This window comes from Labrys sp. KB_33_2 (assembly GCF_052114505.1).
Classification (GTDB): Bacteria; Pseudomonadota; Alphaproteobacteria; order Rhizobiales; family Labraceae; genus Labrys.
The window spans coordinates 178,224-191,214 of sequence record NZ_JBFREW010000005.1 but is presented as its reverse complement, the minus strand read 5'-3'; the positions used below and the strand labels follow the sequence as shown (position 1 = coordinate 191,214).

Below are 12,991 nucleotides of genomic sequence, written 5' to 3'. Positions count from 1 at the left end.
CGCTGACAAATCTGGAGGGAGTTGTGATCTTGAAGAAACTTATCGCCGCGCTTGTCGGCGCCACCGCCGCCATGGTCGTTTCGAACATTGCCAGCGCCGAAACCCTTCGAATTCTGACATGGGGCGGCTATGCGCCCGACAATGTCATCCAGCTGTTCGAGAAGGAATATCCCGACATTGATGTCGAGGTGACGCTTTCCAACAATGAGGAAATCATCGCCAAGCTGCGCGCGACCGGCGGGGCCGGTTTCGACCTTGCCCAGCCGAGCCATGATCGCATCTTTGCGGCGCAGCAGGAATATAACATCTACAAGCCTCTCGATCTGTCGAAGATCGATACCGCCGCTATGCAGGACAATCTGCTCGAAGCGGTGAAGACCAACGCCACGATCGACGGCAAGGTCTATGCCGTTCCCCATCAATGGGGCACTTCCGGCCTGGTGGTCGACGCCTCGAAAGCTGCCGGCATCAAGGGCTGGGGCGACCTCTGCGATCCGCAGTACAAGGGGCGGACGTCGATGCGGCTGAGGCGCACCATCCTGCTCGGCATGGCCTTTTCGCTCGGCAAGGATCCGTTCGCGCTCTATGGCGACAAGGCCGCCTACCAGAAGATGCTGGATGAGGTGACCGAGAAGATGATCGCCTGCAAGAGCAATGTGAAGACCTACTGGAATGGTGGCGACGATCTGTCGACGCTGTTGCTGTCGGGCGAGGTGGTTGCGTCGGAAGCCTGGGATTCGACCGCCTTCAAGCTCTACAGCCAGAACAAGAACCTGGTCTATGTGCCGCCGCAGACTGGGGCCCTGGCCTGGATCGACACCTTTGCCATTCCGCGCAAGGGCAAGGCTGATGAAGCCGCCTATAAGTGGATCAACTTCGTCCTGCGTCCCGACATCGTCAAGCTGATGTCGGACTCGACAGGCGCGATCTCGGCGGTCAAGGGCGGTGTCGATCTCCTGCCGGATGACAAGAAGGCAGCCGTGAAGGTGGCCTTTGACGACAAGGCGCTGGCCAATCTCAAGTTCTTCGCCAATATCCCGGCGGGGCTCGAGGATCTGGAAGGCAAGGCGCTGGAACGCATCAAGGCGGCCGCCTCCAACTGAGACGCACCCACAATGAAGAGGTCCGCATGGGCTAGTGCCCTGCGGACCGGCAATTCAGCCCAAACCGACGAGCTTCCATGCACGATCTTGAATGCGAGAGCCTGACCAAGAAGTTCGGCCGGTATGTTGCGGTCAACGATGTTTCGTTCGAGGTGCCCCGCGGCTCGTTCTTTTCGATCCTGGGGCCGTCCGGCTGCGGCAAGACCACGCTCATGCGCATGATCGCCGGGTTCGAAGCGCCGTCAAATGGCGACATTCGCATCAAGGGCAAGTCGGTTCTCTCGGCGCCGCCGAACAGGCGCAGCGTCAAGATGGTCTTCCAGCATCTGGCCTTGTTCCCGATGATGAATGTCGGCGAAAACATTGCCTATGGCCTGCGCTGCCGCGGCGAGAACAAGGCCGACATCTCGCGCAAGGTGGGGTCGGTGCTGGAGCGCATCGGCCTGCCGGGTGTAGCCGAAAAGCAGGTCTCGCAATTGTCCGGCGGCCAGAAGCAGCGCATCGCCATCGCGCGCTGCATGGTGCTGGAACCCGATGTCCTGCTGCTCGACGAGCCGCTCGGCGCGCTCGACCTCAAGCTGCGCGAACGGATGAAGATCGAACTGAAGCAGTTGCAAAACCAGTTCAACACCACCTTCCTCTACATCACGCACGACCAGTCCGAAGCCCTGGTGATGTCCGACAACGTGGCCGTGATGAATGCCGGCCGCTTCGAGCAGATTGGTTCGCCGCAAGAGCTCTACAACAATCCAAAAACGGGTTTCGTTGCAGGCTTCGTCGGCGATGCCAATCGCTGGCCCGGCCGAGTGACGGCCTTCAGCAATGGCCAGGCCCGTGTCGAGCTCGACGATGGCGGCGAGGTCATCGCCATGGCGCGAGACGACAAGGTGGCTGCCGGCGCGAAGGTCGAGGTCTTCGTTCGTCCCGAGACCATCGCCCTGGGCGAATCTCGGGATGGTAACCGGCTCCCTGGCACGGTCGACAGCCTGTTGTTCAACGGCGCCAACAGCCGCGTGCTGGTGCGGCTGGCGGGAGGCAGCTTGGTTGAAGTCGGCCATGCCGTCATGGACGGTTCCTCACCGGTCAAGCCCGGCGACAAGGCCGACATTTCCTGGCGGAGAGATCACTGCCTCTGCTTCAGCCAGGCGGGGTAGACGTGATGCCCCGTTCCGACGCCGGCAAATTGTCACTGATCCTGTTGTTCACGCCGTTTGCCCTGTGGATGGTGCTGCTCATCGTCCTGCCACAGCTCGGCATCGGCTATCTATCGCTGCGCGAGAAGCTGGGCCCGGGCGAATATAGCTTCGGTTTCGCCAATTACACCGACTTCCTGCGCGAGCCGGTCTACTGGAACACCCTGTTGCGGACCGCCTGGATGTCGATCCTGGTGACGGCCCTGGCTTTGGTCGTCGGCTTTCCGGTCGCCTATTACATCGCCAAGATCGCCAGACAGCGCTCACGCGCCGCCCTGTTCCTGATGTGCCTGATCCCGCTCTGGGTCAGTGACCTCGTACGCGCCTTCGGCTGGATCGTGCTCCTGCGCGAGACCGGCCTGATCTCCGTCCTGTTGCAGCATACGGGTCTGGTCAGCGGCCCGATCGAATTGCTCTACAACGACATCACCGTGGTGATCGGACTGGTCTATACGGTCGTGCTGTTCATGATCGTTCCCCTGGTCTCGACCTTGGACGGCATGGACAACTCGTTGATCGAGGCCGGCTACAATCTGGGCGGCAGCCGCTTCACCGTATTTCGCCGCATCGTCGTGCCCTATGCCATGCCGGGCATCGTCGCCGGCTGCATCATCGTCTTCATGCTGACGGCGGGAAGCTATCTGACCCCGATCCTGCTCGGCGGCAAGAACAGCATGTGGTTCACCGAGCAGATCTACGAGCAGTTCGTGACCCGCTACAATTGGGAATCCGGCGCCACGTTCGGCGTGCTTCTCCTGGTCTTCACCTCGCTGGTCGTCTGGCTGGGGCTTCGCCTGACCGGACAGAGCCTGGCTTCCACCGTGGCGAAAGATTGAACCCATGAACGTCGCCGCGCCGCAATCTCTCCTCCTGCGCTGGATCTATGGCGGCTATATGCTCGCCTTTTTCCTCTACCTCGCCGCGCCATTGGCCGCAGCAGCCATCTTTGCCTTCAACGATTCGATTTTTCCGGCGCTTCCCTGGAAAGGGTTCACGCTGGAGTGGTTCTTCGGCACAAGCGGGCCGAAGCTAGGCATGTTCCACGATCGCCGGCTCATGGAAGGCCTGTGGAATTCACTTTATATTGGACTGGCCGTCTCGGCTTTGTCGGTCGTGGTCGGCACCTGCAATGCCTTCTTGTTCGAGCGCAAGCAGTTCCCGGGCAAAAGCCTGCTCTATGTGCTGATGATCGTGCCGCTGGTCATTCCAGGCGTGATCCTCGGCATCTCCATCCTGGTATTTGCGAGTGCGATCGCCAATGGCCTGGAGGATGCGCTTGGCCTGGAGTGGGATTTCCTCCGACCGGGCACCTTCCTTGTCATACTGGGCCAGTTTTCCTTTCTGGTCACCATCACTTCGCTGGTGATTGCGGCGCGCCTGCGCAAATTCGATCAGGCCCTGGAGGAGGCGGCGCTCAATCTGGGGGCATCGCGCCTGCGGGTGCTTCGCACCGTCACCTTGCCCTATCTGGCGCCAGCTTTGTTCTCTGCCTTCGTCGTGGCCTTTCTCGTCTCTTTCGAGAACTTCAACACGACCTTGATGTTGGTGGGATCCGATGCGCCGCTGACGATCACCATGTATGATCGCATGGTGAAGGTGGGCTCGACGCCGGTGTTGAATGCCGTCTCCGTCTTCCTGATGGTTGGATCGGGCGTGCTGGCGCTGTTCAGCATTCTCGTGCAGCGAGACAAGGAACGGAAAGGCTAAGCGAGCCGCGCCACGGTCCAAAGTGGATATCCAAACTTTCGGGAATGGCGCTGGCCGCCATCCCACCCTTCTTCCTTGATGGTTTTCTCATTGGGGAGGGGAAAAATGTTCATACGCCGGGTTTCAGAACTGGTGATGGCCACGCTCGCGGCGACGACCATTTCGGTCGCCGGGGCCCAGGCGGAGAAATTGCGTATCCTGACATGGGGCGGCTATGCTCCGGATGAAGTGATCTCGCTGTTCGAAAAGGAATATCCCGACATCGAAGTCGAGGTGACCTTGTCCAACAACGAGGAAATGATCGCCAAGCTCCGCGCCACGGGCGGTTCGGGCTTCGATCTCGTCCAGCCCGGGTTCAACCGGGTCGCCGCCGCGCAGGCCGAGTACAACATCTACAAGCCGATAGACCTGTCGAAAGTAAATGTCGACGCACTCGACCCAATGCTGCTGGACAAGGTCAAGGCCGATGCCGCCCTCAAGGGAGAGGTCTATTCCGTGCCGTTCGACTGGGGCACGTCCGGCCTGATGGTCGACAAGACCAAGGCCGCGGAAGTCCGCGACTGGCTCGACCTGTGCGACCCGAAGTTCAAGGGCCGCACCTCGATGCGGCTCAAGCGCACCATTCTGGTCGGCACCGCTTTTGCGCTCGGCAAAGACCCTTTCGCAGCCTATTCCGATCTCGATGCCTACAGGAAGATCCTCGATGAGGTCGCCGACAAGCTCATTGCCTGCAAGCCCAATCTCAAGGCTTATTGGCAGGGTGGGGACGACCTCTCGGCCCTGATGCTCTCTGGCGAAGTGGTCGCGGCCGAAACCTGGGACTCCACGGCCTTCAAGCTGGTCACCCACAATCCCAATATCGTTTATGTGCCGCCGAAATCGGGGGCGCTCGGATGGATCGATACCTTCTCGCTTCCGCGCAAGGGAAAGGCTGACGAGGCCGCTTACAAGTGGATAAACTTCGTCTATCGGCCGGATATCGTGAAGAAGCTCTCGGCTTCCACGGGGTCGATCATCGCCGTGAAAGACGGGATCGATCTGCTGCCGGACAATGTCAGGGCCTCCGTGAAGGGCTCGTTCGCCAAGCAGGATCTTGCCAATATCCGTTTTGCCGCCCCGATCCAGCCGGGGGTGGAAGATCTTGAAGGCAAGGCGCTCGAGCGCATCAAGGCGGCGAACTGAAAGCCGGGCCGGCGTTCAGGTTGAACCGCCGATCTGCACCGCCACCGGGAACAGATGTTCGCGCGTGGCGGGCGGGTTGCCGTGCAGGGTATCGAGCACGATCTCGCCGGCCTTGGCGCCCATGGCATAGGCCGGGGAGGAGACGGTGGTGAGTACCGGATCGGTATATTGCCAGGCGTCGAAGGCGTTGAAACCGCTGACAAGGATATCATCCGGTACGCGCAGGCCACGGCCCGCCAGCCATTTCAGGGCCGCGATGCCGATCTGGTCGTTGCCGCCCATCACGGCCGAAGGCCAGCCGGAGGCGGCGGTCTCCTCCGCCAGCGCCTGGTGGGTGGCCGCAAAGCCGCCGTCACCGCAGATGACGACCTTGTACGCCTCGGCGCGGCCGGCATCGGTCATGGCAGCCCGCGCACCCGCGACGCGCTGTTCGATCGCCGGCCAGGAGACCTCCGGTGCGAGGAAGACGATCCGTTCGGCGCCGCGCTCGAGCATATGCTCGGCCAATGCCCTGGCGCCGCCGAAATCGTCCTGGCGGATGGAGTGCAATAAGGGCTTGTCAGGAGCCGGTTCCTGGAACACCACCACGGGCTGATCGAGCGCCGCGAAGCGGGCGATCAGCTTGCGGCGCGATGCCTGCGGGCCCGACAGAAACACGCAGAGCGCATCCGTCTCATGCCGCTTCATCAGAGCGGCTTCCTGCAACTGCTCAGCAGACATGCCCTGGACGACCAGGCCGTAGTCGCGCTGGTTGAGATAGTTGCTGAGGCCGGCGATCAGATAGGTGATGAAAGGATCGGCCAGGAAGGTCGGCGATTCATCGATCACCACCACGCCTATCGAGAAGCGCTTGGCAAGCTTGAGGCTGCGGCCGCTGGCATGGGGGCGATAGCCGATCTCGCGGATAGCCCGCTCCACGGTCGCCCGGGTCTCCTTGGTCATCGAGCCGAACCGCTCGTTGACCACGTTCGACACGGTCATCGAGGAGACGTTGGCGGCGCGCGCTACATCGGCCACCGTGGGCCGGCGCCCGGGCCTGTGGAAGCTCTGGCCTCCCGATTGTCGCGCCTCGCCAGGGGCCTTGGGATCGTCAGTCAAGAAACATTACTCATATGCCGGATCAATCGTGGGGGCGCCGCCAGCCCGCCGGTGAATCGCCAATGCCTGCTCAGGAAGGCCGAGAATAGCCGCGAGTCAATCCGCTGGCAGGACTTGTGCGCTGACTTCGATCATCACGAAGAGGGTGTATCGCTCGAACGCGCCCCGGATTTGCGCGCCATGATCGGGAATCCGCGGGATCGGGGCTGATTGGAACCTGCTTGCCGATGTCGCGGCGCCCCAGCGTTCGCCATGGGTGGGATCGCCGGCTTCAGTTCCGTCGACGGCAGCCCAAGATATTTATTAGCCGGCAAAATTAACTTGCGGCGCTTCATTCCGAAACCAAACGACCAGCGAGTTTCGTCAGGCCTGAAGGCGTCCCGTGCCGAGAAAACGGGTGAAGATCTCGGCCTGGCTGGAAATGCCGAGTTTCTCATAGAGGTTGCGCCGGTGGACCTTGGCCGTCTCCGGCGAGATGCCGAGATGGATGGCAATGCCCTTGTTGCTCTGGCCTGAAAGCAGCAGCAAGGCGACCTGGATTTCGCGCTCCGTCAAGTGGGGGCCGTCATGGGCGCGCAAGCGCTGCTCCAGATCGGCGGTCGAGGAGATGTCCGGCCTGTCGGCCGGCACCTGGGTGTCTGCGAGGGCGCTGCGCGCGGCCATGCCGATCAGCGGCAGCACCCAATGACTCATCAACGAGAGCAGGCCGTAATCCTGTTCGGAAAAGCGTTGTTCCGATCCCAGCGAGAGGGACAAGACCCCACGACGTTCTTCTCTTTTTCCGAACGGCATGAGGAACTGCAATTCATCTTCGACAACATTGTACCGGAAATAGTCACGGAAATAGGCGGACGACCGAAATTGCGGGCTGGTGATCTCGTCAAGCCGATAGATCCCTGGCGAGAAGCCCCCCAAGGCGAAGCGATAGAAGGGGTCATCGGTGAAATAGCGGCGCAGATAGCTGCCGAACAGCTCGTCGACGACATTGTCGAGGTCGCCCTCATGCACGAGCAGGGGAGAATGGGCCTTGCGGAAGATCAGCACCACCCAGGAATCGAAACGCACGCTCTCGCGCAGGAAGGCGGCGAATCGCGGCCAGAAGGTTTCGCTCTCCACCTGCTCCAGGAGATGGCCGAAACGCTGATGAAAAGACAAATCTTGCGTGGTGAATCGCATAGTCTACCCACTTCAGGGTATCGCTTGAGCCGGGAAATACCCTGGTTGTGGCATGGTATTCCACCGAGAGCTCGATCATCCTCCCCCGGAAACTACAACCAGCTCATAAGCTTGGCCATAGCAAGAAAACAAGGGGGAACCATGCACGCCCCGTCGGGTCTCGGGAAAAGCGCCTTCATGTCGGAAGGCCCGTTTGCTCCAATACTTTGTTTCAACGCGCCTTTGCAATTTCAGGTCACTCGGCCCAGGCGCAAGGCGTCTTAGACCCCTCCTGTTCTCGTCGAGCCGAAAAAGACAGGTTGGCTGGCTGGGGTAGCCGTCGGCCGCCGAGATGGATCCGCTCACCATCACCGCTGATTGCATTGCCGCCGGCAGGGGCCGGCCATGCACGATTGCGCCTGCGACGGCACGCTCATTCTCACTGGAGAGGAACCTCATGGCACAGAATACGAAACGGCTCCTTGCGAAACGCCTCTTGGGTGCGGCAGGCGCGATTGCCCTGGCATTCAGCCTCGGCACGGCCCTCGCCGCCGAAAAGCCCCGCGCTCGCGATCTCGGCATTCCTTTCAACGGTACGCCCGGATCGAACAACGCCATCACCGATGTCGCGGGTGTAACCGTCGGCTATTCCACCATCATCGAGGGCCATGGCAAGCTCGAGGTCGGCAAGGGGCCGGTCCGCACCGGCGTGACGGCAATCCTGCCGCGCGGCAAGAAATTTGATCCTGTCTACGCCGGCTGGTACTCCCTCAACGGCAACGGCGAGATGACCGGAACGACCTGGGTCGAGGAAAGCGGCTTCCTCGAAGGCCCCGTCATGATCACCAATACCCACAGCGTCGGCGTGGTGCGTGACGCGGTGATCTCCTGGTCCGCCGAGAACAAGCTCGTTGCCCCGCTGCTGCGCGACCTTTATTGGGTCCTGCCCGTGGTCGCCGAGACCTGGGACGGCATCCTCAACGACATCAACGGCATGCATGTGAAGAAAGAGCATGTCTATGCCGCGCTGGATTCGGCGAAATCCGGGCCGATTGCCGAAGGCAATGTCGGCGGCGGTACGGGCATGAACCTGTTCCGCTTCAAGGGCGGCACGGGTACCTCCTCGCGCAAATTGTCCAAGGAAGACGGCGGCTATACGCTCGGTGTGCTGGTACAGGGCAATTTCGGATCCCGTCCGGATCTGACCATTGCGGGCGTGCCGGTCGGCAAGGAAATCACCGACCTGATGCCCGACGTGTCCTGGCAGCGCAAGGAATCGGACGGGTCGATCATCGTCGTCGTCGCCACCGACGCACCGCTGCTGCCCAATCAGCTCAAGCGGCTGGCGCGCCGCGTGCCGGTCGGCATCGGCAGGACCGGCGGTTTCGGCAGCAATGGCGACGGCGATATCTTCATCGCCTTCTCCACTGCGAACTCTGGTGCCTTCTCACGAGAAAAGATAAACACAGTCGAGACGATGTCCAACGACAAGATGGACCCGTTGATGCGTGCAACTGTAGAGGCAACCGAGGAGGCGATCATCAATGCCATGATCGCAGCGGAAACCATGAAGGGGCGCGACGACAATGTCTCCTTCGCCATTCCGCATGATCGTCTCAGAGATATCCTGAAGAAATACAATCGAATCACGAATTGATCGAACGAAACGGGTATTTTTCCATGAGAAAATCTTTACTGATTGGCGTAGTATTTGCAGCCTCCCTGGCCCTGGGTGCGAGCGCGCAGGCGCAGGTCAAGCTTGGCGTGGCTGGTCCGATGACCGGCCCCAACGCCGCCATCGGCGCCCAGTTCAAGAACGGCGTCGACATGGCGGTCAAGGATATCAATGCCGCCGGAGGCGTACAGGGCCAGCAATTGTCGGTTGCCATCGGCGACGATGCCTCCGATCCCAAGCAGGGTGTGTCGGTCGCCAACAAATTCGTCGGCGACGGCGTGACCTGGGTGGTGGGTCACTATAATTCCGGCGTGACCACGCCGGCTTCCAATGTCTATGCCGACAATGGCGTCATCGAAATCACCCCCGGTTCCACGGCTGAAGTGGTGACTGAACGCGGCCTGTGGAACATCTTCCGCACCTGCGGCCGCGACGACCAGCAGGCCAAGGTCTGGTCAGATTACGCGCTGGCCAACTACAAGGGCAAGAAGATCGCCATCGTCCACGACAAGACGACCTATGGCCAGGGGCTGGCTGACGTCGCCAAGAAGAATCTCAATGCCGCCGGTGTCAAGGAAGCGGTGTTCGAGGGCATCAATGTCGGGGAGAAAGATTATTCGGCGATCGCGACCAAGCTGAAATCCGCCGGTGTCGACCTTCTGATCTATGGCGGGCTCTATACCGAAGCAGCCCTCATCCTCAAGCAGCTGCGCGATCAGGGCTCCAACACCGTGATGCTCACCGGTGACGGCGTCGCTTCCGGCGAATTCGCCACCATCGGCGGTGATTCCGTGCTCGGCACGCTGATGACCTTCCAGCCGAGGCCCGAAGAAGACCCGGCTAATGCGGGCCTGGTCAAGAAGTTCGAGGCGACCGGCTTCAGGCCGGAAACCTACACGCTCTATGCCTACGCCTCCGTGCAGATCCTCAAGCAGGCGGCCGATGAAGCCAAGTCGGTCGATCCGCAGAAGATCGCCGAGGTCATGCATTCGGGCAAGGCCTTCAAGACCGTGCTGGGCGAACTCTCCTATGACAAGAAAGGCGACCTGACCAAGGCAGGCTATGTCCTCTACACCTGGAAAAAGGGTGCGGACGGCAAGCTCGACTACACGCGGTGATGGTGGGCCGGTCTTTTGATCGGCCTTTCCGCCATGGCCCGTGCCGCTCCTGCGAATGGCGCGGGCGAGCAGCTTCCCAGGCTGCAGCAGGAAGGATCAACTGCCGACGGGATCGACGACGGATGGTGGTCCGAAGGCAGCCTCGATGACCGCGCCGGCCGCAAGGCATAGATCTTCGCGAAAGCGCGGCGCGACCAATTGAACCCCGGTTGGGGTCCGCCCGTTCAATCCGGTAAAGACCGAGAGCCCCGGTAAGCCGAGGAAGGGCACGCCGATCTGCGGGATCTGAGCGTTCCAGACCCGTTCGAACGCGGTCCGGCCTTTGAGGTCCAGATCATCCTCAAAGGGTAGATCGGCCGATGCCGGCAGCAGCACCATCGGATAGGTCTCCATGAAGAGCTGCCACTGCCGGATCAGGGTGGCGCGCCTGGTCAGCGCCTGGGAAAAGGAGGCAAGGGTCGTGGAGCGTCCAAGCGCCTGGTGACCCTGCAAAACGGCAAGCGCCCCCGGATCGTCCTCCTTTTCGGCGGCGGCAAGCTTGGCTTCGTAGCCTTCGCCGATCCAGAGCCGGATCTGCAACTCAGCTGCTTCGCGCAGCGGCGGCAGATCCTCGACTTCGTCGACGATCCAGCCGGCCGCCTCCAGATACCGGCCGGCCTCGCGCAACTTGACGCGGATCGGCTCGCAGGTGCCGATCTTGCCCGGATCGAGACAAAGGGCGACGCGCCTTGCCACTTCCGGTCCCCTCAGGGGGACGGGCGTCCACCATGGATCTCGCGCGTCCCGGCGCGACAGCACTCTGAGCGCGAGCTCGAGGTCGTCGATCGAGCGGGCCAACGGCCCGGATACCGCCGTGATCTGGCCGCCGATATCACGCTCGGGGGACGAGGAATTATAGGCCGCCACGCGTCCGGGCGAGGGGCGCAAGCCGTGAACGCCGCAGGCATAGGCGGGATAGCGGATCGAGCCGGCGATATCCGTGCCATGGGCGATATGGCCGATGCCGCTCGCGACCGCTGCGGCCGCACCACCGGACGAGCCGCCGGGCGTCAGCGTGGGATCATGCGGGTTCTTCGTATGGCCGTGCAGGCGATTGTTCGTGAACCATCGATAGGAAAAAGCGGGTGTGTTGGTGCGACCGAGAAGGATCGCCCCGGCCTCGATCAGGCTATCGACCACGGGGCTGTTATCCGTCGCCAGCAGATCCTGCTGCAAGGTCACGCCGTTGGTGGTGGCATATCCCTTCTGGTCGACATTGACCTTGACGGTAACCGGAACGCCCGCGAGCACTCCGGTTTCTTCGCCGCGGGCAATGGCGGCGTCTATCCGGCTGGCCTGGACCAGGACGTCTTCAGGCCGCATGTCGACCACGGCATTGATCGATGGGTTGACGGCAGACAGCCGCTCAAGTGCCGCCATCGCGACGTCGTGCGCAGACACCTGCCGGGATTTGATGAGCGCGGCGATTTTCATCGCGTCCAAGCGCCAGAGTTCATTCATCGCGGTTTTCCGATTCCCTCAATCATGGCATGAACGCACAAAGAGTGTCGGCTCGATGCGCGTGGAGCAAGAGGATCATGGCATCTCGCGCCGGCAGCGGGCGAGTGCGCTTCACGCGATCCGCGAAGTCGCCTCCACGATCGTGTGGATAGGTCGCAGCGCCATTCGGACGGTCAGCTTCAATCACCATGAGGATCCTGGATTGAACAAGTCACCTATCGGATTGAACCAGGCAATGGCGCGGCTGTTGCCAGTGCTGTTTGTGAGCCTGTTCTTGGCGGCTCAGACAAGCTCTTTTGCCGCCGAGATCACGCCCCTGGCTGAAAAGGTCAGCCATCGTCTCTTCTACATGAAGGACGTTGCTGGGTATAAAGCGCAAAATCATCTGCCGATAGAAGATCTGGCGCAGGAGGCCAAGGTGCTCGAGAGCGCCAAGTCGGAGGCTGCGAAGCTGGGACTGGATCCCGTCACGGTGGAACCCTTTATCATTGCCCAGATCAACGCCGCCAAGGCTGTCGAATATCGCTATCTGGCAGATTGGCTTGCGCAGCCGGAGGCGGGATGGCAACCGCGTCCGCTCGACAAGGTGCGTCAGGACATTGCCCGGTTGGGCAAGGAGATTCTGCAACAGGTGGCGCAAGACCTCAAGAGCGGGCCGTTCACGCCGAGTGAACGCGCCAGCTTCTTCAAGGTCGTTCACGAGCCCAATCTGAAGGAATCGGACAGGCAGCAACTGTTCAGTACGTTGCTGGCGATAAGGTTGGCGAAGTAGGTCGCAGGGCAAGGTCGCAGGACTTCGTGGAGCGGCGTTAGAGCACCGTGTCGAAAAGGGGCCGCCCGATTTTCGGCAAAAATGATGCTGCTACAACAACCGGCGGCATCGGGCCGATGCCGCAATTCGGCCCGATGCGACAGAAAGCGCCCGCGATTTCCGCGAAATCGCGGTGAGCACGACGCCTCCCGGCGCGAACGCTCGGGCTCAGGCCCGTTGACGCCAATGGCGGTTCGACTGCCATCCCGGTTTGAAATGCTGACACCAATTGCCGGCACTCGGCGTCCAGTGTTTGGGCAGTCGGCCGGCGCGGGCGCAATCGGTGGCACTGTAGGGGATGCTGCGCTCCGTCGCGCAGGCGCTCAGTCCGATTGCCAGGCTGGCGGCCATCGCGGCCAGAATCAGTTTCGTGCGCATGGAAAGTCCTTCATTTTCGCGACGCATCGGAGAACCTGAACCGGACGCCGGGGGTCGTCAAGTCAGCCCGC

General features: G+C 61.5%; 12 protein-coding genes. 8 read left to right on the top strand and 4 right to left on the bottom strand.

Annotation, left to right across the window (positions count from 1 at the left end; translation table 11 throughout):
• Positions 1-23: 23 nt before the first annotated feature.
• From AB4037_RS11260 to AB4037_RS11240, 5 genes are all read left to right on the top strand, one after another.
• Positions 24-1,103, top strand: coding sequence for an extracellular solute-binding protein (locus AB4037_RS11260; RefSeq protein ID WP_441771576.1), 1,080 nt, complete (start codon positions 24-26; stop codon positions 1,101-1,103).
• Positions 1,104-1,180: 77 nt separating this feature from the next.
• Positions 1,181-2,257: an ABC transporter ATP-binding protein gene (locus tag AB4037_RS11255; RefSeq protein WP_441771575.1), complete on the top strand. Its 1,077-nt coding sequence runs from the start codon at positions 1,181-1,183 to the stop codon at positions 2,255-2,257.
• A gap of 5 nt (positions 2,258-2,262) precedes the next feature.
• The gene (locus AB4037_RS11250) at positions 2,263-3,132 is read left to right on the top strand and encodes an ABC transporter permease (RefSeq protein WP_434959924.1); all 870 of its coding nucleotides are present in this window, start codon (positions 2,263-2,265) and stop codon (positions 3,130-3,132) included.
• Positions 3,133-3,136: 4 nt separating this feature from the next.
• A complete protein-coding gene (locus AB4037_RS11245) occupies positions 3,137-4,003 on the top strand; it encodes an ABC transporter permease (RefSeq protein WP_441771574.1) in 867 nt (288 codons plus the stop codon).
• A 105-nt stretch (positions 4,004-4,108) separates the two neighbouring features.
• Positions 4,109-5,185 (top strand): extracellular solute-binding protein, encoded by a 1,077-nt coding sequence (locus AB4037_RS11240; RefSeq protein ID WP_441771573.1) that lies wholly within the window; start codon positions 4,109-4,111, stop codon positions 5,183-5,185.
• Positions 5,186-5,200: 15 nt separating this feature from the next.
• On the opposite strand, the gene AB4037_RS11235 is transcribed toward AB4037_RS11240, so the two are convergent.
• Together AB4037_RS11235 and AB4037_RS11230 are read right to left on the bottom strand one after the other, a co-directional pair.
• Positions 5,201-6,283 (bottom strand): LacI family DNA-binding transcriptional regulator, encoded by a 1,083-nt coding sequence (locus AB4037_RS11235; protein ID WP_434959921.1) that lies wholly within the window; start codon positions 6,281-6,283, stop codon positions 5,201-5,203.
• A 363-nt stretch (positions 6,284-6,646) separates the two neighbouring features.
• Complete coding sequence (locus tag AB4037_RS11230; protein ID WP_441771572.1) at positions 6,647-7,459, bottom strand: response regulator transcription factor; 813 nt, start codon at positions 7,457-7,459, stop codon at positions 6,647-6,649.
• Positions 7,460-7,895: 436 nt separating this feature from the next.
• Here AB4037_RS11230 and AB4037_RS11225 point away from each other — a divergent pair, with 436 nt between their 5' ends.
• Together AB4037_RS11225 and AB4037_RS11220 are read left to right on the top strand one after the other, a co-directional pair.
• Positions 7,896-9,095 (top strand): DmpA family aminopeptidase, encoded by a 1,200-nt coding sequence (locus tag AB4037_RS11225; RefSeq protein WP_441771571.1) that lies wholly within the window; start codon positions 7,896-7,898, stop codon positions 9,093-9,095.
• 23 nt (positions 9,096-9,118) lie between these two features.
• The gene (locus tag AB4037_RS11220) at positions 9,119-10,231 is read left to right on the top strand and encodes a branched-chain amino acid ABC transporter substrate-binding protein (RefSeq protein WP_441771570.1); all 1,113 of its coding nucleotides are present in this window, start codon (positions 9,119-9,121) and stop codon (positions 10,229-10,231) included.
• A 96-nt stretch (positions 10,232-10,327) separates the two neighbouring features.
• Here the strand turns inward: AB4037_RS11220 and AB4037_RS11215 are convergent, their stop codons facing one another.
• Entirely contained in the window at positions 10,328-11,731 is a 1,404-nt protein-coding gene (locus AB4037_RS11215) for an amidase family protein (protein ID WP_441771569.1), read from the bottom strand.
• Here AB4037_RS11215 and AB4037_RS11210 point away from each other — a divergent pair.
• Positions 11,685-12,503, top strand: coding sequence for a chorismate mutase (locus AB4037_RS11210; RefSeq protein ID WP_441771568.1), 819 nt, complete (start codon positions 11,685-11,687; stop codon positions 12,501-12,503). The genes AB4037_RS11215 and AB4037_RS11210 overlap by 47 nt on opposite strands.
• A gap of 207 nt (positions 12,504-12,710) precedes the next feature.
• On the opposite strand, the gene AB4037_RS11205 is transcribed toward AB4037_RS11210, so the two are convergent.
• Positions 12,711-12,920, bottom strand: a complete 210-nt coding sequence (locus AB4037_RS11205) for a hypothetical protein (protein ID WP_441771567.1) — start codon at positions 12,918-12,920, stop codon at positions 12,711-12,713.
• Between the last annotated feature and the right edge of the window lie 71 nt (positions 12,921-12,991).